Annotated in this window: 29 protein-coding genes and 1 pseudogene; 5 read left to right on the forward strand and 25 right to left on the reverse strand. The window is 64.6% G+C overall.

Features of this window, described 5'->3' with window-relative positions; translation table 11 throughout:
- Positions 1-65: 65 nt before the first annotated feature.
- The 3 genes from ACP694_RS09070 (at position 66) to ACP694_RS09080 (ending at position 5,336) form a co-directional block, all read left to right on the forward strand.
- Positions 66-1,130 carry a glycosyltransferase family 4 protein gene (locus tag ACP694_RS09070; protein WP_426011794.1) on the forward strand — a complete coding sequence of 355 codons (1,065 nt, stop codon included), beginning with the start codon at positions 66-68 and terminating at the stop codon, positions 1,128-1,130.
- A 123-nt stretch (positions 1,131-1,253) separates the two neighbouring features.
- A complete protein-coding gene (locus ACP694_RS09075; protein WP_426011795.1) occupies positions 1,254-3,413 on the forward strand; it encodes a glycogen debranching N-terminal domain-containing protein in 2,160 nt (719 codons plus the stop codon).
- A 126-nt stretch (positions 3,414-3,539) separates the two neighbouring features.
- A complete protein-coding gene (locus ACP694_RS09080; protein WP_426011796.1) occupies positions 3,540-5,336 on the forward strand; it encodes a glycoside hydrolase family 15 protein in 1,797 nt (598 codons plus the stop codon).
- Between the two features lie 103 nt (positions 5,337-5,439).
- Here the strand turns inward: ACP694_RS09080 and ACP694_RS09085 are convergent, their stop codons facing one another.
- On the reverse strand, positions 5,440-5,721 hold the full coding sequence (locus ACP694_RS09085) for a hypothetical protein (RefSeq protein ID WP_426011797.1): 282 nt from the start codon (positions 5,719-5,721) through the stop codon (positions 5,440-5,442).
- A 180-nt stretch (positions 5,722-5,901) separates the two neighbouring features.
- Positions 5,902-7,137, reverse strand: coding sequence for an ectonucleotide pyrophosphatase/phosphodiesterase (locus tag ACP694_RS09090; RefSeq protein ID WP_426011798.1), 1,236 nt, complete (start codon positions 7,135-7,137; stop codon positions 5,902-5,904).
- Between the two features lie 156 nt (positions 7,138-7,293).
- Between ACP694_RS09090 and ACP694_RS09095 the strand changes: the two genes are divergently transcribed.
- Together ACP694_RS09095 and ACP694_RS09100 are read left to right on the forward strand one after the other, a co-directional pair.
- Complete coding sequence (locus ACP694_RS09095; protein ID WP_426011799.1) at positions 7,294-8,211, forward strand: ABC transporter ATP-binding protein; 918 nt, start codon at positions 7,294-7,296, stop codon at positions 8,209-8,211.
- Entirely contained in the window at positions 8,201-9,004 is an 804-nt protein-coding gene (locus tag ACP694_RS09100; protein WP_426011800.1) for an ABC transporter permease, read from the forward strand. Before ACP694_RS09095 ends, ACP694_RS09100 begins: the two co-directional genes overlap by 11 nt.
- 24 nt (positions 9,005-9,028) lie before the next feature.
- On the opposite strand, the pseudogene ACP694_RS09105 reads toward ACP694_RS09100, so the two are convergent.
- The 23 genes and pseudogenes from ACP694_RS09105 to rplP all read right to left on the reverse strand — a co-directional run.
- A pseudogene (locus ACP694_RS09105) lies at positions 9,029-9,322 on the reverse strand (hypothetical protein); the annotation flags it as partial.
- Between the two features lie 12 nt (positions 9,323-9,334).
- On the reverse strand, positions 9,335-10,069 hold the full coding sequence (locus ACP694_RS09110) for a HAMP domain-containing protein (RefSeq protein ID WP_426011801.1): 735 nt from the start codon (positions 10,067-10,069) through the stop codon (positions 9,335-9,337).
- Positions 10,006-10,308, reverse strand: coding sequence for a hypothetical protein (locus tag ACP694_RS09115; protein ID WP_426011802.1), 303 nt, complete (start codon positions 10,306-10,308; stop codon positions 10,006-10,008). Before ACP694_RS09115 ends, ACP694_RS09110 begins: the two co-directional genes overlap by 64 nt.
- Before the next feature lie 208 nt (positions 10,309-10,516).
- On the reverse strand, positions 10,517-10,708 hold the full coding sequence (locus tag ACP694_RS09120; RefSeq protein ID WP_426011803.1) for a hypothetical protein: 192 nt from the start codon (positions 10,706-10,708) through the stop codon (positions 10,517-10,519).
- Positions 10,709-10,891: 183 nt separating this feature from the next.
- Positions 10,892-11,305 carry a 50S ribosomal protein L17 gene (gene rplQ / locus ACP694_RS09125; protein WP_426011804.1) on the reverse strand — a complete coding sequence of 138 codons (414 nt, stop codon included), beginning with the start codon at positions 11,303-11,305 and terminating at the stop codon, positions 10,892-10,894.
- Positions 11,306-11,503: 198 nt separating this feature from the next.
- A complete protein-coding gene (locus ACP694_RS09130) occupies positions 11,504-12,520 on the reverse strand; it encodes a DNA-directed RNA polymerase subunit alpha (protein ID WP_426011805.1) in 1,017 nt (338 codons plus the stop codon).
- A 75-nt stretch (positions 12,521-12,595) separates the two neighbouring features.
- Entirely contained in the window at positions 12,596-12,985 is a 390-nt protein-coding gene (rpsK, locus tag ACP694_RS09135; protein ID WP_007662706.1) for a 30S ribosomal protein S11, read from the reverse strand.
- Between the two features lie 13 nt (positions 12,986-12,998).
- Positions 12,999-13,367: a 30S ribosomal protein S13 gene (rpsM, locus tag ACP694_RS09140; RefSeq protein WP_422179256.1), complete on the reverse strand. Its 369-nt coding sequence runs from the start codon at positions 13,365-13,367 to the stop codon at positions 12,999-13,001.
- A gap of 174 nt (positions 13,368-13,541) precedes the next feature.
- Positions 13,542-14,111 carry an adenylate kinase gene (locus ACP694_RS09145; RefSeq protein WP_426011806.1) on the reverse strand — a complete coding sequence of 190 codons (570 nt, stop codon included), beginning with the start codon at positions 14,109-14,111 and terminating at the stop codon, positions 13,542-13,544.
- Between the two features lie 145 nt (positions 14,112-14,256).
- A complete protein-coding gene (secY, locus tag ACP694_RS09150; protein ID WP_426011807.1) occupies positions 14,257-15,615 on the reverse strand; it encodes a preprotein translocase subunit SecY in 1,359 nt (452 codons plus the stop codon).
- Between the two features lie 271 nt (positions 15,616-15,886).
- On the reverse strand, positions 15,887-16,372 hold the full coding sequence (rplO, locus tag ACP694_RS09155; RefSeq protein WP_426011808.1) for a 50S ribosomal protein L15: 486 nt from the start codon (positions 16,370-16,372) through the stop codon (positions 15,887-15,889).
- Between the two features lie 125 nt (positions 16,373-16,497).
- The gene (gene rpmD, locus ACP694_RS09160; RefSeq protein WP_426011809.1) at positions 16,498-16,683 is read right to left on the reverse strand and encodes a 50S ribosomal protein L30; all 186 of its coding nucleotides are present in this window, start codon (positions 16,681-16,683) and stop codon (positions 16,498-16,500) included.
- 3 nt (positions 16,684-16,686) lie between these two features.
- The gene (gene rpsE / locus ACP694_RS09165) at positions 16,687-17,292 is read right to left on the reverse strand and encodes a 30S ribosomal protein S5 (RefSeq protein ID WP_426011810.1); all 606 of its coding nucleotides are present in this window, start codon (positions 17,290-17,292) and stop codon (positions 16,687-16,689) included.
- Between the two features lie 13 nt (positions 17,293-17,305).
- The gene (gene rplR / locus ACP694_RS09170; protein WP_426011811.1) at positions 17,306-17,662 is read right to left on the reverse strand and encodes a 50S ribosomal protein L18; all 357 of its coding nucleotides are present in this window, start codon (positions 17,660-17,662) and stop codon (positions 17,306-17,308) included.
- 3 nt (positions 17,663-17,665) lie between these two features.
- Complete coding sequence (gene rplF / locus ACP694_RS09175; protein ID WP_426011812.1) at positions 17,666-18,199, reverse strand: 50S ribosomal protein L6; 534 nt, start codon at positions 18,197-18,199, stop codon at positions 17,666-17,668.
- 18 nt (positions 18,200-18,217) lie between these two features.
- Positions 18,218-18,616: a 30S ribosomal protein S8 gene (rpsH, locus tag ACP694_RS09180; protein WP_012285676.1), complete on the reverse strand. Its 399-nt coding sequence runs from the start codon at positions 18,614-18,616 to the stop codon at positions 18,218-18,220.
- Between the two features lie 10 nt (positions 18,617-18,626).
- Positions 18,627-18,932 (reverse strand): 30S ribosomal protein S14, encoded by a 306-nt coding sequence (rpsN, locus tag ACP694_RS09185; protein ID WP_007662736.1) that lies wholly within the window; start codon positions 18,930-18,932, stop codon positions 18,627-18,629.
- Between the two features lie 21 nt (positions 18,933-18,953).
- The gene (gene rplE / locus ACP694_RS09190) at positions 18,954-19,511 is read right to left on the reverse strand and encodes a 50S ribosomal protein L5 (protein ID WP_426011813.1); all 558 of its coding nucleotides are present in this window, start codon (positions 19,509-19,511) and stop codon (positions 18,954-18,956) included.
- On the reverse strand, positions 19,504-19,818 hold the full coding sequence (rplX, locus tag ACP694_RS09195) for a 50S ribosomal protein L24 (protein WP_426011814.1): 315 nt from the start codon (positions 19,816-19,818) through the stop codon (positions 19,504-19,506). Before rplX ends, rplE begins: the two co-directional genes overlap by 8 nt.
- On the reverse strand, positions 19,818-20,186 hold the full coding sequence (rplN, locus tag ACP694_RS09200; protein WP_007662742.1) for a 50S ribosomal protein L14: 369 nt from the start codon (positions 20,184-20,186) through the stop codon (positions 19,818-19,820). The genes rplX and rplN overlap by 1 nt, the downstream gene beginning before the upstream one ends.
- A 17-nt stretch (positions 20,187-20,203) precedes the next feature.
- Positions 20,204-20,443, reverse strand: coding sequence for a 30S ribosomal protein S17 (gene rpsQ / locus ACP694_RS09205; RefSeq protein WP_426011815.1), 240 nt, complete (start codon positions 20,441-20,443; stop codon positions 20,204-20,206).
- A 10-nt stretch (positions 20,444-20,453) separates the two neighbouring features.
- Entirely contained in the window at positions 20,454-20,648 is a 195-nt protein-coding gene (gene rpmC / locus ACP694_RS09210; RefSeq protein WP_035049361.1) for a 50S ribosomal protein L29, read from the reverse strand.
- Positions 20,645-21,085 carry a 50S ribosomal protein L16 gene (gene rplP / locus ACP694_RS09215; RefSeq protein ID WP_426011816.1) on the reverse strand — a complete coding sequence of 147 codons (441 nt, stop codon included), beginning with the start codon at positions 21,083-21,085 and terminating at the stop codon, positions 20,645-20,647. Before rplP ends, rpmC begins: the two co-directional genes overlap by 4 nt.
- Between the last annotated feature and the right edge of the window lies 1 nt (position 21,086).

The raw sequence follows: 21,086 nt of genomic DNA on the forward strand, positions 1-21,086 counted from the left end.
CACTGGCGGTTTCTTCCGGCGTCGGGGCGCGCGAACGCGCCCTTCGAGTTTCAGGACTTCAACCCATGAAGATCGCCCAGGTGCCCCCCCTGTACGAAGCTGTTCCGCCGCGCTTCTATGGCGGCACGGAACGCGTCGTGGCGCATCTGACCGACGCCCTGGTCGATCTGGGCCACGAGGTCACCCTGTTCGCCTCCAGCGACGCCAAGACCAAGGCAGAATTGGTGGCCGTGCGCGATCAGGCCATCCGCCTCGACCCCGCGCCGCTGAAGTCAGATCTGGCCGCCCACATGTCCATGCTGGCGGAGGTCAAGCGCCAGGCGCACCGCTTCGACGTCATCCACTTCCACACCGACATGGTGCAGTTCCCGATGTTCGAGGAGATGGCGGCCAAGACCCTGACCACCCTGCACGGCCGCCTGGATCTGAAGGATCTGCCTGGCGTCTATCGCCGCTGGACCCAATATCCGCTGATCTCCATCTCCGACGACCAGCGCCGCCCGCTGCCCTTTGCGAATTGGGCCGGGACGGTGCTGCACGGCATGGCCGCCGAGGTCTACGACTTCAACGCTAAGCCTGACGGCTACCTGGCGTTCCTCGGGCGCATTTCGCCCGAGAAGGGTCCCGACCGCGCCATCGCCATCGCCAAGCGCCTCGGCAAGAAACTGAAGATCGCCGCCAAGATCGACGCGGCCGATCGCGCCTATTTCCACGCCGAAATCGAGCACCTGCTCGATGATCCGCTGATCGAGTTCGTGGGAGAGATCGGCGATCATCAAAAATCGGAATTCCTCGGCAAGGCTGACGCTTTGCTGTTCCCCATCGCCTGGCCCGAACCCTTCGGCCTGGTGATGATCGAGGCCATGGCCTGCGGCACCCCAGTCATCGCCTACGACTGCGGCTCGGTTCCAGAGGTGATCGAGAATGGCCGGACCGGTTTCATCGTCACAGATGAGGACGGTGCCGTTGAAGCCGTGCGACGCGTGGGTGAAATCGATCGTTTCGGCGTTCGCCAGCGCTTTGAAGAGCGGTTCTCGGCCATCGCGATGGCGAACCGCTATCTGGACATCTACGATCATCTCGAAAAAGCGACCGCGCCGAAGCGCCTGACGCTGGCTCAAAGCGCCTGAGCATCGCGGCTCCGGGAACGCCCCGTCCGCGACACGATCAGGTTTTAGGACTCGCCAACCCGCCCGCCGCATCATCGCGGCGCGGCGGGCTTTCGAGGGACCTCAGCGCAAGAGGCCAAGTTCATGGATGATATGACGCCGGACGCCCCCACGGGCTCGGTTGAACAGGGCGAGACGGGCGAACCCCGGTCGCCCTCCAACCTTTTCGCCTTAAAGGACAAGGACACCTTCTTGGTGGCCGACGCCTTCGGCGACGTTATGGGCGCGGCCGACGGACTCTTTCATGACGACACGCGCCTGCTGTCCAAGCTGCGCCTGCTGCTGGGCAACCGTTCGCCGGCCCTGCTGAGCGCGTCCGTTTCGCAGGACAATGTGTTCTTCACCTCGCACTCGACCAACGAGCCCCTGCCCGCCTTGGGCGGCGCGGCGGCGCCGCATGGCGCCATCCATGTCGAGCGCAAGCGGTTCCTGTGGGACCAACGGCTCTATGAGCGCCTGCGCTTCGTCAACTACAGCCGCGACATGGTGATCCTGCCCGTCGGCCTCGAGTACGACGCCGACTTCCACGACATGTTCGAAGTGCGCGGGTCCAAGCGCCCCGCGGGCCGTGGCCGCGTTTTGCCAGCGGAGATGGACGGGCGCAGCGTCACCTACGCTTATGATGGGCTGGACGGGGTGCGTCGCACCAGCGTGGTTTCATTTTCCGATCCGCCGGGCCGCCTGGGTCCGCAACGCGCCGACTTCATGTTCATGCTGACGCCGGAAACCCATTTCGATCTCCATATCGAGGTCGGGGTGAAGCCGGACCACCCGCCGACCCGCGAGCGTTGGCGCGACGCCGCCGCTCGGGCCCGGGTCGATATGCGCAAGCGCCGGCGGCGGGGGGCGCGGCTGCACAGCTCGGGCCGGCTCTTCAACGACTGGCTGGAAAAGTCTCGGGCGGATCTGGCCCTGTTGACCACCGAGTTCGCGACCGGCCCCTATCCCTATGCCGGCATTCCCTGGTTCTCGACGCCGTTCGGCCGCGACGCAATCATCACCGCCTGGCAGGTGCTGTGGATCGAGCCGGGCCTGGCCAAGGGCGTGTTGGGCTATCTGGCCGAACACCAGGCCTTGGAGGTCAGCGCCTTCCGCGACAGCGCACCGGGCAAGATAATGCACGAGACCCGCAAGGGCGAGATGACCGCGCTCGGCGAGTTGCCGTTCGGCCGCTATTACGGCGGGGTCGACACCACGCCGCTGTTCGTGGCCCTGGCCTGCGCCTATGCCGAACGTACGGGCGACCTGACCTTCATCGAGAATTTGTGGACGCCACTGACGGCGGCCATCGCCTGGATCGAGCACTTCGGCGACAGCGACGGCGACGGCCTGATCGACTACGCCAGGGGCCTGGACTCCGGTCTGTCCAACCAGAACTGGAAGGACAGCGAGGACAGCGTCTTCCACGAGGACGGCAAATTTCCCGACGGCCCGATCGCCGTCGTCGAGGTCCAGGGCTACGCCTTCGCCGCTTTCAAGGGCATGGCGGACTTGGCCGAGCGGCGCGGCGATCCGCAGAACGCCGAACGTTGGCGAGCCAAGGCCGAGCATCTGCGCCAACAGGTCGAGGACAAGTTCTGGATGGAGGACAAGGGCTTCTACGCCATGGCCATCGACGGTCACGGCAAGCCCTGCCGGGTCAAGGGCTCCAACCCCGGCCACCTGCTGTTCTGCGGCCTGCCCTCGCCCGACCGCGCCAAGAAGGTGGCCGACACTCTGCTGTCGGCGGCCTTCCACAACGGTTTCGGCGTGCGGACCCTGGCCCAAGGCGAACCGCGATTTAACCCGATGAGCTACCACAACGGTTCGGTCTGGCCGCACGATACCGCGATTTGCGCCATGGGCCTGGCGCGCTACGGCCATCGCGACGGGGTGGTGCAGATGACCTCGGGCCTGTTCGAAACAGCAGCCCACTATGAAATGCGGCTGCCCGAGCTGTTCTGCGGTTTCCCACGCCAGCCGGGCGAGCCGCCCGTGGCCTATCCGGTGGCCTGCCTGCCCCAGGCTTGGGCGGCTGGCTCGGCCTTCATGATGCTGCAGGCGTGCCTGGGGATCACCGTAGACGGCTGGAAAAATGAGGTGCACCTCACCGATCCGCGCCTGCCCATCGGCATCGATCACCTGACCATCGGCGGCCTTGGCGTCGGCGACGCCCTGACCGATATCAGTTTCGAACACAACGGACCGCGCGTCGCGGCCCATGTCGGCAAGGGTTCGACCGTACCACTGCTCATCCGGCGATGACCCGAAGTCAGTATCCTCCGGAAAAAGCCGGGTGCAGGAAAGCCCGCGAGAGACTCCTGACGAGTCTGGGTCCCGACCATTTTCGTCGGGAAAACGGAAACAAGAAACCAGCATAACGAGGCCCCCATGCCCCAAACCCTCGACCTTTTCCCGATCGGCAACTGCGCGGTCAACGCCCTGATCGACCGCGGCGGCCGCTTCGTCTGGACCTGCATGCCGCGCGTCGATTCCGATCCGGTGTTCAGTAGCCTGCTGGGCGGTCTGGAGCCTGAAGATCCCGCCGCGCAGGGGACGTGGGAGGTCGCGGTCGAGGGCAAGCAAACCATCGACCAGGCCTATCTGCGCAACACCCCGATCCTGCGCACGGTGATCACCGACGCCGACGGCGCCAGCCTGGAGATCCTCGACTTCGCACCCCGTTATCGCCAATTCGGTCGAATCTTCCGCCCTACCGCGTTCATCCGTCTGGTCCGGCCAATCAGTGGCGTCTGCCGCATTACTTTGCGGGCCCGCCCGACCGCCGAGTGGGGCGCCAAGCTCGCCGAGCATACGAACGGCTCCAACCACATTCGCTACCTCGGCTCGGACATGACCCTGCGTCTGACCACCGACGCGCCGGTGTCGCACATTCTGGAAGAGCGCACCTTCCGTCTGGAACAGCCGATCGCCATGTTCCTGGGCGCTGACGAGGGGTTCAACGCCGATATCGGGGCCACCTGCACCCGCATGCTGCAACAGACCGAAGAATATTGGCTGGAATGGGTGCGTGGCCTCGCCGTGCCGCTCGACTACCAGAGCGCGGTGATCCGCGCGGCCATCACCTTGAAGCTCTGCACCCACGAGGAGACCGGCGCGATCGTCGCGGCCATGACCACCTCGATCCCCGAACATGCCAACAGTGGTCGCAATTGGGACTACCGCTACTGCTGGATGCGCGACGCCTATTACGTGGTTCAGGCCCTGAACCGCCTGGGCGCGGTCGACATTCTGGAGAACTATCTGGGCTATCTGCGCAACATCGTAGACCGCGCCGACGGCGGCCATATCCAGCCGCTGTTCGGCGTGGGCTTCGAGCCGCAACTGACCGAGCGCTTCGCCCCCGACCTGCCCGGCTATCGCGGCATGGGGCCGGTGCGCATCGGCAACCAGGCCTTCGAGCACCAGCAGCACGACGTCTATGGCCAGATCATCCTGTCCTCCACCCAGGCCTTCTTCGACGAGCGCCTTTTGCGACCCGGAACGGTCGAGGACTTCAAGAACCTGGAGCCGGTGGGCGAACGGGCTTTCCAGCTTCACGACCAGCCGGACGCCAGCCTGTGGGAGTTCCGCGGCCGGGCCAATGTCCACACCTATTCGGCGGTGATGTGCTGGGCGGCCTGCGACAGGCTGGGCAACGCCGCCGCCAAGCTCGGCCTGGCCGACCGGGCCGACTTCTGGAATGCCCGCGCCGCCCAGGTCCGCGCCACCATCGACAAACGCGCCTGGAATGAGGAACTCGGTCGCTTCGCCGCCACCTTCGAGGGCGACGAACTGGACGCCAGCCTGCTGCAGTTGGTAGATCTGCGCTTTCTCGAGGCCAATGACCCGCGCAATGTCGCCACCGTCGAGGCCGTCGAGGCGGGCCTGCGCAAGGGCTCCTACCTGCTGCGCTACGCCATCCCCGACGACTTCGGCGCCCCGCAGACTGCGTTCAACATCTGCACCTTCTGGCTGGTCGAGGCCCTGTATCTGGCCGGTCGCATCGAGGAGGCGCGGGCGCTGTTCGAGGAGATGCTGGCGCGCCGCACCACCGCCGGCCTGCTGTCGGAGGACATCGGCTTCGCGGACGGCGAGCTGTGGGGCAACTATCCGCAAACCTACAGCTTGGTCGGCCTGATCAACTGCGCGGTGCTGCTAAGCCGGCCTTGGACGTCGGTGCGGTGAGAGGCAAGACCGCTCGAAAATTAGCGGTCGCTAGCGCCATCTTGCCGTCAGAAAAATATGGCTATCTTGATAGCCATACGGAGGTCCCATGAGCACCTGCAGCCTAGCGGACGCCAAGAATGGCGCCCTCCAAGTGGATGTGGACGGCCTGGGTGTTGCGGCCGTCGATCGAGGCCGGACTGCGATGCCTCTCGGTCCACTCGGTCCCAATCATCACCAAGCTGTCGCCGAATTTCATCTCCGAATAGGCGAGGTCGCCCTCGGCGTCCTCAATCAGCGTCACCAGGTCGGAGCCGAACGCCGCCTCCAGGAATTTGAGCGCGGAATTGGGATCTCGATAGCACAGGGCCGAGGTGAGACCGTTGCGGATCAGGCGAGGCTCCATTGCGAATATCCGCAATATTTAACAGATATCGCAACTATGTGAGTAAGGGGGTTTATCGACAGGTCGGCTGGCGCGCCTAGAGCATTTACCGACCTGACTGCGTCAGGCCGTGAGCTCTAATATTTTGTTTTGACGCATTTTTCTTCACGCGAACCGGAACCACTTCGCTCGAAAAATGCTCTAGCGCAGCGCCGGCCCGATCGGCAAGATCCGCCCATCGCCCTTCTCGCCCCGAACGCCGATCAAGCGCGTCAGCAACGGATAGACAGCGACATTGTCGAACACCGGCAGGACAACGCCGGGCCGAAAGGCTGGGCCGTGGGCGACGAACACCGCGCGCATGTCGGAGTCGGCAGGATCGTAACCATGCGCGCCGCCGTCGCGCGGATGCTCATCCCAGCGTTTCTTGATCGAGGTCGCGGTGGTGAAGTACCAGCCCTTTTCGGCCAGGCAGACGATCGGTTGAACACGGGGATTGGCGCCGTAACCAAAACGGGCCGGGATCTTGGCCTTCTCCCAGCAGGTCAGGTGGGGGATGGGCTTGAGCAGCGCCGCGCGCACCTCGGCCTCGTGCCCGACCAGCGGCCGAACGCCGACGACCGATCCCGTGCCGACCAGGCGCACCTTGGGGGGATCAACGATCGTCGCCAGATCAATCAACTTGCTCAGCGGTTGGGGCGCCATGCCGTGGTCGGCGACGACGACGATATTGGTGGTGTCGTAGAGTCCCCTCACCTTCAGGCCCGCCACCAGGCGCGCCACGGCCGTGTCCACCTCGACGATCGCGGTGTTCACCTCCGGCGAGACTGGGCCGTAATGGTGGCCCTGGGTATCGACGACATCGAAATAGAGGGTGGTGAAGCCCAGCTCGGGTGCGTCGGAATCGATCCAGGACAGCAGGGTGTCGACCCTGTCGTTCGAGGCGAGCTTCTCGTCGAACACCTGCCAGCGGCTGGGCCGAACGCCCTCGATCTCCGACTCCGAGCCAGGCCAGAACAGCGTGCCAGCGTGAACGCCCTGGCGTTCGGCGGTCACCCAGAGCGGCGTTGCCTGGCTCCACCAACGCCCGTCACTGACCGCCTGGTGGTTCGACATCTTGAAGGCGACGCCGGGAATTTCGGCGTCCTCCATGGTGTTGTCGACCACGCCATTGTGGTCCGGGCGCTTGCCGGTGATCAGGGTGTAGTGGTTCGGATAGGTCAGGCTGGGAAACGACGGCCGCATCGCGCCGCGCACGCCGTCGGCGGCCAGGGCGCTCAGGGTCGGGGTCTCGCCCCGGTCCAGATAGTCGGGCCGAAAGCCGTCGAGTGACACCAGGATGGTCAGGGCTGACTTGGGTGGCGACGGCGCGGACGTCGCGCATGCGCCCAGCGTCAGCGCCAGAACCAGGGCGAACCAACGACGAGCAGCGAACATCAAGCGCCTCCAACTCAAGCCCCTTGGTCTATAGCTCAGTCATGTGACGGCGCTACGCATGACCGCGACTTAACTTGGCGGGCCCGCTTCGCCCGGCCATAGTCCCCGCGTGTCGCAGGGAGTCGCCGCCATGACCAACGCCGAAATCGGCTGTCCATGAGTTTCGCCCTGGAGGCCGAGGGCCTGACCAAGACCTATGGCGCGGTGCGCGCCCTGGACGGGCTGTCGCTGAGCATCCCGGCCGGGGGCGTGTTCGGCGTGCTGGGTCCCAACGGCGCGGGCAAGAGCACCTTGTTTCGCATCGCCTTGGGCCTGGTGCGACCCACCAGTGGCTCGGCGAAGCTGTTCGGCGCCAGCGCCGGCGGCACGGCCTCGCTGCGCCGGGTCGGCGCGATGATCGAGACCCCGCGCTATCCGCCCTATCTGACCGCCCGCGACACCCTCAAGATGCTGGCGCTGGAAAGCGGCGCGGCGGGCGCCGACATCGAGTATTGGCTTGAGCGGGTGGGCCTAGGCGGCGCGGCCGACCGCAAGACCGGCGGCTTCTCGGTCGGCATGAAGCAGCGGCTGGGCCTGGCGGCGGCCTTCTTCACCCGCCCTGAACTCGTGATCCTGGACGAGCCGACCAGCGGCATGGACCCTGCCGGCATCCAGGAGATCCGGGCCCTGATCCGCGATCTGGCCGACAGGGAGGGCGTGACCATTATACTGGCCAGCCACCAGTTGGACGAGGTGCGCCGGGTCTGTGACCGGGTGGCGATCCTGTCCAAGGGTAGGCTGGCCTCGGAGGGCTCGGTCGAAAGCCTAACGGGCGGCCGCGCGCGGCTGCGGCTATCGGTGACGCCGATCGACAAGGCCTTGGCCGTGCTCGGCGATCGTGGCGCGCCCGACGGTTCCGACGCCGTGTTGGCCGACCTGCCCCGCGCCGAGACCCCCGCCCTGATCCGCGCCCTGGTCGAGGCCGGCGTCGAGATCACCGAGGCCCGCTGGCGCGAGGCCGATCTGGAGAGCGCCTATCTGGGCGCGCTGGAAGACTCTGACCTCAAGACCGGGAACGCCGCCGATGCTCGCTGACGCCATCGCCGCCGAGCGTTTCCGGCTGATCCGCGACCGAACCGGCGTGTTCTGGGGCTTCCTGTTCGTGCCCCTGGCTTCGCTGTTGTTTAGCCTGGCCACCGACATCTTCGTGCGCGCCGCTTTCCCTGGCGCGACCACCGACCTGGCCAACCGGACCCTGGGCGCGGTGGCGGGCGCGGCGGGGCCCGTCACCGCCCTATTCCTGCTGATCGGCGCGGCGGCCATCGTCGCCGGCGACTATCGCTGGGAGACCTGGCGCCTGGTGACCCCGCGCAACGGCCGCCTCAACCTGCTGACCGCCAAGTTGATCGTCTTCGCCGAAGCCGCCGCCTGGAGCTTGCTGCTCACCGCAGTCGTGGCCGTTCTGGCTGGAGTGTTCAGCAGCGCGGTCAACGCCGCGCCGCTGGTCGGCCCGCCGGCAGGCTCAAACGTCCTGGGCCAGTTCGCAGGCGTGTTCCTGATCACGTGGCTGCAAATGATCCTGGTCGGCGCCTTGGCGGCCATGATCGGCGTGGTGACGCGTTCGACCATGGGCGCGGTCGTGGCGGGCCTGGTGGTGGTGGTGGTCCAGTCCACCCTGGCGACCATGGCTCAGGAAACCACTTGGAAGACCCTGGCGATCCCAGCCTACGCCGCTCGCACCCTGAAGACCTTTGTCGCCGCTCCGGCAGGTATGCGGCCCGAGGCTGGTCCGGCGGGTTTGGGACTGTTGCTGCTGCTGGTCTGGCTGGTGATCTTGGCTGGCGCCGCCGTGATGCTGTTCAAGTGGCAGGATCTGACGAAGGAATAGCAATGGTGCTTGGACGCATCTCGGTTATCGCGCGGTGGCAGCAGGCCCTGGTTGTCGCTGGGTGTGGCCTATGGCTCTCGGCCTGCGCAACGCCGAAAGCGTCCGTAACGCTTTCTGTCGAGGATCAGCGCACGGCCGACCGGATCGCGCTCGGTCAGGAAGTAGCGGCGCTGGAGAAGCAGGGCATCGACAGCCCGCTGATCCTCGCGGGTCCAGCCGCGCGACAGCCGGCGCGCCCCGCGCGGCTTCCACGCCAGCGTTCAGGGCCAGCAGGCTGGTCTCGAAAGCGATCTCGTCCATGACGCCCAGAATCTCCGAAACCTTGGCCGACTAGGTTTCGATCTGAACCAGGGCCTCGGCGGCCCGGCCGACGACCTGGCTGGAGCGGTGGGCCACGGACCGGCTGTCGATCACCGCCGCATTGGCCTCGTTGGCCCCCTCGGCGGTGCGCTTGACGCTGGCGCTGACCTCGCCCAGGGCCGAGGCCGTCTCGGCCAGGCTGGCGGCCTGCCGCTCTGTGCGCGCCGACAGGTTCTCGATGGCGTCGCTAATTTCGCCCACTCCAGACCGCTGCACGCTGGCCACACCGATCACCTCGCCCAACGCCCCCTCCAGAGTCGCCATCGCCCGGTTGAAATCGCCGCGTAGACCTTCATAGGCTTGCGGGAACGCGGTCTGCAGCCGCGCCGTCAGGTCGCCGGCCGAGAGCCGGGCCACGGCAGCGCCCAAGGCTTCGACGACCTGAAGGCGGCCTGCTTCCTCGGCCTGACGTTCGGCGTCGCGCTGGGCCTTGGTGGACTGGGTTTGCGCCTGTTCGGCGGCGATTCGCGCTTCGGCGGCCTGGCGTTCGACGATCGCCTCGCGGAACACCGCCACCGAGGTGGCCATACCGCCGATCTCGTCGCCCCGTCCCGCGAACGGCACGGCGCTTTCATAGTCCCCGGCCGCCAGCCGGACCACGAAGCCGGTCATGGCCTCGATGGGTTGGACAATGCGGCGGCTCATAAGTGCGACGCCGCCGCCGACCCCGGCCAGCACCAACACGCCGGCCCCGCCCAGCAGCATGAAGGCCAGACGGGTCTGGCGAGCGGCGGCCGCTCGACGGCCTGAGCGTCTCGATTGGCCATCACCACGACCTTGGCGATCACGGCCCGATGGGCCTCGTAGGCGGCGTCGGCGCGGGCCAGGCCCTGGCGGGCGCAGTCCAGGTCGCCGGACCGCACGGCCGGCAGGATCTCCTGGTCGATCACGCGCCAGAAGTCGGCGGCGGGGGCGGCGGACTGGTTGACCAGCATGTCGCGCATGTCCGCGTCGATCGACGCTTTCGTCCAGTAATCGCGGCGGCTGCCGTAATCCTTGCGCAGTTCGCCAGCTTGTCGGTGGCTGCCTGCACGGTCTCGGAATGGGCCACCAGCTTGGTCGCCACTAGAGCATTTTTCGAGCGAAGCGGTTCCGGTTCGCGTGAAGAAAAATGCGTCAAAACAGAAGATTAGAGCTCACGGCCTGACGCAGTCAGGTCCGGAAATGCTCTAGGTCGGCCTCGACAACATAGAGCGGCGGCGGCAAGATGTCGGCGACGATGTCCTTGTTGTTGACGATCTGCTTGAACAAGGACCCGCCGACCCGCAGGCCCTCGATCGCGAACAGGGCGACGCCGCCCGCCAGGCCTACGCCGAAAGCCAATGCGCAGCCAAAAGCTCGCATGCACCGGAGATTTTCATCCCCTACCTTCCCCAGATCACCCCGGCGAAGGTTGCTCCAGCCAAGTGAATAAAATCTCAACCACGACGCTAAGCGTGCAGGGCCAAACGTCGCGTTGAAGCGGGGAGGATACGAAAAAGGCCCTGGATCGCTCCGGGGCCTTTTCCGTCCAGCTCGCGCTGGAATTTAGTCGTCGGAGTCGTTGGAGAACACCGGGCCGGAGTCCTTGCCCTTGGCCGAGACGTCGCGGTCGACGAATTCGATGACGGCCAGCGGCGCGTTGTCGCCGTAGCGGAAGCCGGCCCTCAGGACGCGGATATAGCCGCCCTGGCGTTCCTGGTAACGCGGGCCGATGGCGGCGAACAGCTTGTGGACCTGCTCGACGTCGCGAACGATGCTGATGGCCTGACGACGGGCGTGCAGGTCGCCGCGCTTGGCCAGGGTGACCAGCTTTTCGACGAAGGGACGCAGTTCCTTGGCCTTGGGCAGGGTGGTGACGATCTGCTCGTGCTTGATCAGCGAGGCCGACATGTTGGCGAACATGGCGGTGCGGTGAGCGGACGTACGACCGAGCTTACGGTGAGCCTTACCGTGACGCATTGTAGTGTCTCCTGGGCCGTGGCCCGCTGTTGCGCATCAAGAGCGCTGATTGTCACCAATCCCAGCTGTGTCCCTGCCAGGGTCAGAACGAAGCGCCGGGACCCTCCACCGCTGTTGCGGCTTCAAAAGGCCCAGGCCGCCCGCCATCCCGAAAGGATGACGAGCGGCCCGGATTAGGCGCGATACGCGTACTTGGTCTTAGATCTGGTCTTCGAACTTCTTGGCCAGGTCTTCGATGTTTTCGGGCGGCCAGTTTGGCACGTCCATGCCCAGGTGCAGACCCATGCCGGCCAGCACTTCCTTGATTTCGTTCAAGGACTTGCGGCCGAAGTTCGGGGTGCGGAGCATCTCGGCTTCGGTCTTCTGGATCAGGTCGCCGATGTAGACGATGTTGTCGTTCTTCAGGCAGTTGGCCGAACGAACCGACAGTTCCAGCTCATCGACCTTCTTCAGGAGCGCCGGGTTAAACGGCAGTTCCGGCTTGGCCTCGTCGGCGGTCTTGGCCTTGGGCTCTTCGAAGGTGATGAAGATCTGCAGCTGGTCTTGCAGGATGCGGGCGGCGTAGGCCACCGCGTCCACCGGCGTAACGGCGCCGTTGGTTTCCACTTCCAGGATCAGCTTGTCATAGTCGAGCGACTGGCCTTGACGGGTGGGCTCGACACGGTAGGCGACGCGCTTGACCGGCGAGTACAGGGCGTCGACGGCGATCAGGCCGATCGGCGCATCTTCCGGACGGTTCTTCTCGGCGGGGACATAGCCCTTGCCGGTGTTGACCGTGAACTCCATGCGTACCGAAGCGCCGTCGTCCAGAGTGCAGAGGACGTGGTCGGGGTTCAGAATTTCGATGTCCGAAGGCGTTTCGATTTGACCAGCGGTCACCGGGCCGGGGCCGGTGGCGCGCAGCGTCATGCGCTTCGGGCCCTCGGCGTGCATGCGCACGGCCAGTTGCTTGATGTTCAGAACGATATCGACGACGTCCTCGCGGACGCCTTCGAGCGAGGAGAATTCGTGCACGACACCATCAATCTGAATGGCGGTGACGGCGGCGCCCTGCAGCGAGGAGAGCAGGACACGGCGGAGAGCGTTGCCGAGCGTCACGCCAAAGCCGCGTTCGAGCGGCTCAGCCACGATACGAGCCTTGCGGGTCGCGTCGGCGCCAGTCTCGATTTGCGGCTTCTCAGGACGGATCAGCTCGTTCCAGTTTCTTTCGATCACGTGGTCGATCCCTTGAACGCGGCTCGCCGGCCGCGAATCTCGCAGCCGGCGATGGAGAATAGGATAGTAAAAATACTAGACGCGTCGACGCTTGGGCGGACGGCAGCCGTTGTGCGGAATCGGCGTCACGTCGCGGATCGTCGTAATGGTCATGCCGGCGGCCTGAAGGGCGCGCAGGGCGGACTCACGGCCCGAACCCGGACCCGACACGTTGACCTCGAGGGTCTTCACACCGTGTTCAGCGGCCTTCTTGCCAGCGTCTTCCGCAGCCATTTGAGCGGCATACGGGGTCGACTTGCGCGAGCCCTTGAAGCCCATCGCGCCGGCGCTCGACCAGGAAATAGTGTTTCCCTGAGCGTCGGTGATGGTGATCATGGTGTTGTTGAACGAGGCGTTCACGTGCGCCACGCCCGAGGTGATGTTCTTGCGTTCGCGCTTTTTAACGCGTGCCGGTTCCTTGGCCATCGTTCAGGCTGCCTTACTTCTTCTTGCCGGCGATCGGCTTGGCCGGGCCCTTGCGGGTGCGGGCATTGGTGTGGGTGCGCTGACCGCGGACCGGCAGGCCCTTACGGTGACGCAGGCCGCGATAGCAGGCCAGGTCCATCAAGCGCTTGATGTTCATCGAATTTTCGCGGCGCAGGTCGCCTTCGACGGTGAAGTCCTTGTCGATCGTTTCACGGATCGAAAGCACTTCGGCGTCGGTCAGCTGGTTGACCCGGCGGGCGTCATCGATGCCCACCTTCGTGACGATGTCACGAGCGGACTTCTGGCCAATGCCATGAATATACTGAAGCGCGATCAAAACGCGCTTGTTCGTCGGAATGTTGACGCCTGCAATACGGGCCACGTCTAATGTTCTCCTAGTCACGCACTAAAGACGCGAACGGCGCGCCCGGCCCGGTCTTACGACCCAGTCCGGCGCGCACAGATCGCGCCCTTTCGCGGAAGCGCCCCGTTATAGGGATAGTTGCGCATCCGTCAATGGCGGAATCCGATCGAATGAAAGGATTCCAACGAAGTCTTAAGCCACGACCGAAAGCGCGGCGTCGATGGAGCCGGCGACCGTTTCCACGGAAGCCATGCCATCCAGTTCCGTGAGCTTTCCTTGCTCGCGATAGTAGGGAAGTAGCGGCGCAGTCTGGGCGTTGTAGGCCGCCAGGCGCGTCACAAACACTTCCGGATTGTCATCGGGGCGACTCTGCTCGGCGAATCGCTTGCTGATCCGCGCGATGAGCGCCGGCTCGTCTACCTTGAGTCGGAGAACGGAGTCGATCTTCTGGCCCCGCTTGGCCAGCATGGCGTCCAGAGCCTGCGCCTGAGGCACGGTGCGGGGGAAACCGTCGAAGATGGCGCCACCGGCGGCTTCCGCCTCTGGCAGGCGCTGCTCGATCAGGGCAATCACGATGTCGTCGGGAACCAGGGCGCCCCGGGCCAGTACGTCCTTGACCGCCAGGCCCAGCTCCGAGCCCGAGGCGATGGCGGCGCGCAGCATGTCGCCGGTTGAGAGCTGAACCATGCCACGCTCCTCGACCAAGCGCTTGGCCTGTGTGCCCTTCCCCGCCGCAGGCGGCCCGAACAGGATCAAGTTCATCAATGCATTTCCCGCGTGTCCACGAGTCTGCCGCCCGTGTCCGTCAGACCTAGAGTGGGTTCAGCAAAAACGGAAGCCGGTTTGTGACAAACCGGCTTCCGCCTTCTGGCCTTCCGTCGCGTCGGCCCCGTTTTAGGGGTGGGGCTTAGCGCCCCTTGCCGCCGCGCAACTTCGACTTCTTGATCAGACCTTCGTACTGGTGGGCCAGCAGATGCGACTGAATCTGGGCGACCGTGTCCATGGTCACGGTCACGACGATCAGGATCGAGGTGCCGCCCAGGGTGAACTTGGTCGGGCCCATGCTGTTCATCATCAGCTCCGGCAGCACGCAGACGGCGGTGATGTAGGCCGCGCCGATCACGGTCAGGCGGGTCAGGACGTAGTCCAGATATTCCGCCGTGCGCTTGCCTGGACGGATGCCCGGCATGAAGCCGCCGTACTTGCGCAGGTTCTCGGCCGTCTCCTCGGGGTTGAACACCACGGAGGTGTAGAAGAACGAGAAGAAGATGATCAGGGTGGCGTAGAGCACCATGAATAGCGGCTGGCCGTGCTGCAGGGCGCCGACCGCGGTCGGCAGCCACTGGGCCCAGCTCGGCAGGTTGGCGGTGGCCAGGAAGCCCATGGCCGTGGTCGGCAGCAGCAACAGGCTGGAGGCGAAGATCGGCGGGATCACCCCGGCGGTGTTCAGCTTCAGCGGGATAAACGAGGTGTCGCCACCGATCATCCGGTTACCCTGCTGACGCTTGGGGTAATGGATCAGGATCCGGCGCTGAGAGCGTTCGACGAAGACGATGAAGAAGATCACCGCCACGGCCAGGATGGCGACGGCGAGCAAGGCGAAGCCCGACATCGACCCGGTCTGAACCTGGGTGAACATCTGGATCACGGCGCGCGGCAGGGCCGAGACAATGCCAGTGAAAATGATCAGCGAGACGCCGTTGCCGACGCCGCGGCTGGTGATCTGCTCGCCCAGCCACATCAGGAACAGAGTGCCGCCGGTCAGGGCGACAACGGTGGAGACGACGAAGAACGCCGGGGCGATGCCGCCCACCACCATGCCAGCCTGGCTCTGCAAGCCGATAGCGATCGAGAACGACTGCACCACGGCCAGCACGACCGCCAGGTAGCGAGTGTACTGGTTGAGGGTCTTGCGGCCGGCTTCGCCGCCTTCCTTTTTCAGCTTTTCCCACGGCGGGTACACCGAGCCCATCAGCTGCACGATGATCGAGGCGCTGATGTAGGGCATAACATTCAGCGAGAACACGGCCATGCGCTGAACCGCGCCGCCCGAGAACATGTTGAACATCCCCAAGATGCCCTTCGACTGGCCGGCGAAAGCCGCGGCGAAGGCTTCCGGATTGATCCCCGGGATCGGCACATAGGTGCCGAGCCGATAGACGATCAAGGCGATGAGCGTGAACCAGATGCGCTTGTGAAGTTCGGTGGCCTTCTGGAAGGACCCGAAGTTCATGTTGGCTGCGAGTTGTTCGGCGGCCGAGGCCATTCATATCCCCACGTCGAGAGCGCGCGCCGCTTCCGCGGTCATGTGCGCTCCAAGCATAATTCAGAGCCGGACAGCGGATCGGAATGAATCATTCGATCCGGGCCAAACCCAAGTACGGAGCCGTACATAGGTGAGGCTCGCCGTGATGTCACGGCGAGCCTCGTTATTCTGTCATCCCGATGGGAAACCGAGGAAATTATGCAAGGCGTCCGCCCTGCCCTCCCCGCGATCCCAGGCGCCCGGAAAGGACGTCCAGGATGACCATACGGTTCTAGGCCTCGGCTTGAACCTTGACCTTCTTGGTCACGGTCACCGAACCGCCAGCGGCTTCGACGGCCTTGATGGCCGCTTCGGTCGCCGAATAGACGGTCAGCTTGAGGGCGGTCTTGATCTCGCCCTTGCCCAGCAACTTCACGCCGTCCAGTTCGCGACGGATCACGCCGGCCGCGACCAGTTCAGCGACGCCAAGCTCGGCGCCGGCCTTAAACTTGCCAGCTTCCACGGCCTGTTCCAGGCGCCACAGGTTCACTTCGGCGAAGTCGAGGCGGAAAGGGTTGTTGAAGCCGCGCTTAGGCATACGCATGTGCAGCGGCATCTGGCCGCCTTCGAAGCCGGCGATGGCGACGCCCGAGCGGGCCTTCTGGCCCTTGACGCCGCGACCGGCGGTCTTGCCCTTGCCCGAACCCGGGCCGCGGCCGACGCGCATGCGGCCCTTGGTCGAACCTGGGGCCGGAGCCAGTTCATTAAGCTTGGTCATGTGTGCCTCTCCTTGGAGATCTGCGCCCGGCCAGCGGCCGGACTCGGCTTTCAAACGATAGAATCTTCAAACGAAAACCACCCCGGCTTTCACCGGGGTGGCGATTTCGACGTCTCGTAGCAGAACTACTCGACGATTTCCAGCAGGTGCGCGACCTTGCGGATCATGCCGCGAACCGAAGGGGTGTCTTCCAACTCGGACTCGCGTCCCAGCTTGTTGAGACCCAAGCCGGTCAGCGTGGCGCGCTGAACGGCGTTGCGACGGATCGGGCTGCCGGTTTGGCGAACCTTGACGGTTTTTGCTTCAGCCATGTCTTAGCCCTCGATGGCGTCCGGAGCCGAGGCTCCGTCGGCGCGGCGGCCGAGAATGTCGCCAACCTTCTTGCCGCGCTTGGCGGCGATCTGGCGAGGCGACGATTGAACCTTCAGGGCCTCGAACGTGGCGCGAACCATGTTGTACGGGTTGCTGGAACCCGTCGACTTGGCCACGACGTCCTGGACGCCCAGGGTCTCGAGAACCGCGCGCATCGGACCACCGGCGATGACGCCCGTGCCGGGAGGGGCGGCGCGCATCATGATCTTGCCAGCGCCCCAACGGCCGTAGCCGTCGTGGTGCAGGGTGCGCGATTCCCGCAGGGGAACGCGAACCATGGTCTTCTTGGCTTCCTCGGTCGCCTTGCGGATGGCTTCCGGCACTTCACGCGCCTTGCCATGACCGAACCCGACGCGACCCTTTTGGTCGCCAACGACCATAAGAGCAGCGAAGCTGAAGCGACGGCCGCCCTTAACGGTGGCGGCGACGCGGTTGATGTGGACGAGCTTTTCGACGATGTCGCTGTCGGCCCGCTCTTCCGGGGCGTTGCGGTCGCGACGGCCACGATTGGGGCCGCCGTCTCCACGCTGTTGATCACCACGAGCCATGCTGTGATTTCCCTTAGAAATTCAGGCCGGCTTCGCGCGCGGCGTCGGCCAGGGCTTTCACCCGACCGTGGAATATATAGCCGCCGCGATCGAAGACGACGTCCTTGACGCCTTTTTCGATGGCGCGTTCGGCGACGAGCTTGCCGACCAGGGCGGCCGCGTCCCTGTCCGCCCCCTTGGTCGCGGCTTCCCCCTCGAGGGTGGAAGCCGAGGCCAAGGTCACGCCGCGTTCATCATCGATGACCTGGGCGTAGATGTTCTTGGACGAACGGAAGACCGACAGACGCGGTCGACCATTGGACAGGGCCTTGAGGCGGGTGCGGGTGCGTTGGGCACGACGCACGGCGGATTCGCGAGGTGAGAGCGCCATGGCTTACTTCTTCTTGCCTTCCTTGCGGCGAACCTTTTCGCCAGCATACCGCACGCCTTTACCCTTGTAGGGCTCGGGCGGACGAATGCGGCGAATTTTCGCGGCAATCTCGCCGACCGCCTGCTTGTCAGCGCCGGCGATCTTGATTTCGGTCTGCTTGGGCACCGCGAAGGTGACGCCAGCCGGAGGCTCGACGTTCACATCGTGGGAGAAACCGAGCTGGATGGAGAGCGCGTCGCCCTTCATCGCGGCGCGGTAACCAACGCCCACCAGTTCGAGGGTTTCCTCGAAGCCAGTGGTGACGCCCTGCACCATGTTGGCGACCAGCGTGCGGGACAGACCCCACATCGACTTGGCGCGCTTGCTGTCATCGCGGGCCACCAGCAGAAGGTCGGAACCTTCCTGGCTGATGGTGATCTCTTCCGCGATGGTCCAGGAGAGCTGACCCTTGGGGCCCTTGACCGTGACGGTCTGCCCGTCGAGCGTGATATTCACGCCCGAGGGGACCGCGACGGCTTTCTTACCGATCCGTGACATGTTTTTTCCCTCCCGCGCCTAGTAGACGCGGCAGAGGACTTCGCCACCGACATTAGCGTCGCGGGCGGCGGAGTCCGACATGACGCCTTTCGGCGTCGAAAGGATCGAGATACCAAGGCCGTTCTTGATCGGCTTCAGGTCCTTGATCGACGAATAGACGCGGCGGCCCGGCTTGGACACGCGTGCGATTTCGGCGATCACGGGCTCACCGTCAAAATACTTGAGCTCGATCTCGAATTCGGGGAACGCGCCGGGCTTTTCCACGAGCGAATAACCGCGGATGTAGCCTTCGTCGGCCAGCACGTCCAGGACGCGGGCGCGCAGCTTCGAAGCTGGCGTCGCGACCTTGGCGCGCTTGCGCGTGGCGGCGTTCTTGATGCGAGCGATCATATCGCTCAGGGGATCGTTCATCGACATCTGATCGTCCTCACCAGCTCGACTTGACGAGGCCGGGGATCTGGCCCGACGAGCCAAGCTCGCGGAGCGCAATCCGGCTCATCTTCAGCTTGCGATAATAGGCGCGCGGGCGGCCCGTCACTTCGCATCGGTTACGAATGCGAACGGCGGACGAGCTGCGCGGAAGCTTCGCGAGCTTCAGGCGGGCTTCGAAGCGTTCTTCGAGCGGCAGGCTTTCGTCATTGGCGATCGCCTTCAGCGCGACGCGCTTGCTGGCATACTGCTTGACGAGGGCCTTGACCGCGAGGTTGCGATTTACAGCGCTTTTCTTTGCCATGGTGCTTTTCCCTGCCCGCTCTTAATTCGTGAACGGGAACTGGAATTCCTTCAGGAGAGCCTTGGCTTCCTGATCGGTCTTCGCAGTGGTGCAGACGATGATGTCCATGCCCCAGATCTGTTCAATCTGGTCATAGTTGATTTCCGGGAACACCAGGTGCTCCTTCAGGCCCATGGCGTAGTTGCCACGACCGTCGAAGCTCTTGCCGTTCAGACCGCGGAAGTCCTTCACGCGCGGCAGCGCGATCGTGACCAGACGGTCGAGGAACTCGTACATCTTGTCCTTGCGGAGGGTCACCTTCGCGCCGACCACCATGCCTTCGCGCAGCTTGAAGCCGGCGATCGACTTGCGGGCCTTCGTGGGGACCGGCTTCTGGCCAGCGATGGCCATCAGATCCTTCAGCGCGGTCTGGGCCTTCTTGGAGTCGGCCACAGCTTCGCCGATGCCCATGTTCAGGACGATCTTGTCCAGCTTGGGGATCTGCATTTCGTTGGTGTACGCGAACTGTTCCTTCAAAGCGGCGCGGATGCGCGCGCGATATTCGGACTTCAGCCGCGGCTCGTAAGCTTGATCAACCATTGATCACCTCGCCCGTGGTCTTGGCGAAACGCACCTTCTTGTCGCCTTCAACCTTGAAGCCGACGCGGGTGGGTTTGCCGTTGGAATCCACGATGGCGACGTTCGAGACGTGCAGCGCGGCTTCCTTGCTCTTGATGCCGCCTTGCGGATCGGCTTGGGTGGCCTTGGTGTGGCGTTGAACGAGGTTCACGCCTTGCACCAGGACCCGGTTCGCCTTGACGATGACCTGGGTCACAGCGCCTTGCTTGCCCTTGTCCTTGCCGGCCAGGACAACAACGCGGTCGCCCTTTTTGATCTTGGCAGCCATTACAGCACCTCGGGGGCGAGGGAGATGATCTTCATGTGGTTCTTCGCGCGCAGTTCACGAGGAACCGGGCCGAAAATCCGCGTGCCGACCGGCTCGCTCTGCTTGTTGACGATGACCGCGGCGTTCTTGTCAAAACGGATCAGCGACCCGTCCTTACGCTTCATGCCTTGGTTGACCCGAACGACGACGGCGCGAAGCACGTCACCCTTCTTCACGCGGCCACGAGGAATGGCTTCCTTCACGGACACGACGATCACGTCACCGACGCTGGCGTAGCGGCGACCCGCCCCACCCAGCACCTTGATGCACATGACCCGGCGAGCGCCGGAGTTGTCGGCGACTTCCAGGTTAGTTTGCATCTGGATCATGGTTCAAACCTTCCAGATTAAGCCGAGACCTTGGGAAGGACTTCCCAGGTCTTCAGCTTGGACTTCGGAGCACATTCGACGATGCGGGCGACTTCACCAGCCTTGTACGAGTTGCTCTCATCATGTGCGTGGTACTTCTTGGACCGACGCACGATCTTCTTCAGCAGCGGGTGAACGATGGTCCGTTCAACCTTGACCACTACGGTCTTGTCGCCCTTATCGGAGACGACAACCCCTTCGAGGATACGCTTGGGCATATCGTTCTCCTTAAGCCGCGGCCTTGGCGCGCAGCACGGTCTTGATGCGGGCGATATCCTTGCGGATCTCGCCAACGCGGTGGGTCTTTTCCACCTGACCGGTCGCGGCCTGAAAGCGCAGGTTGAACTGCTCCTTCTTGAGGCTGAGCAGCTGCTCGGCGAGTTGGTCAGGCGTCATGCCCCGGATATCAGCAATCTTGGTCATGCCGCTTCGGCCTCCAGAGCCGCACCAGCGTCGATGCGGGTGACGACACGGGTACGGATCGGCAGCTTGGCCGCGCCGAGGCGCAGCGCTTCGCGGGCGACATCGTCCGGCACGCCGTCGATTTCGAACATGATGCGACCCGGAGCCACGCGAGCGGCCCAGTGGTCGACGGCGCCCTTGCCCTTACCCATCCGGACTTCGGCCGGCTTGCCGGTGACCGGCACGTCGGGGAAGATACGGATCCAGACACGGCCTTGACGCTTCATCTGGCGAGTGATCGCGCGGCGAGCCGCTTCGATCTGACGCGCCGTGATGCGCTCCGGCTCAACGGCCTTGAGGCCGTAGGAGCCGAAATTCAGCAGGGTGCCGCCCTTCGAAGTGCCGTGGATACGGCCCTTGAACTGCTTGCGGAACTTGGTTTTTTTCGGTGACAGCATA

Origin of the sequence: Caulobacter sp. DWR2-3-1b2 (assembly GCF_049896345.1) — a bacterium.
Taxonomy (GTDB): domain Bacteria; phylum Pseudomonadota; class Alphaproteobacteria; order Caulobacterales; family Caulobacteraceae; genus Caulobacter.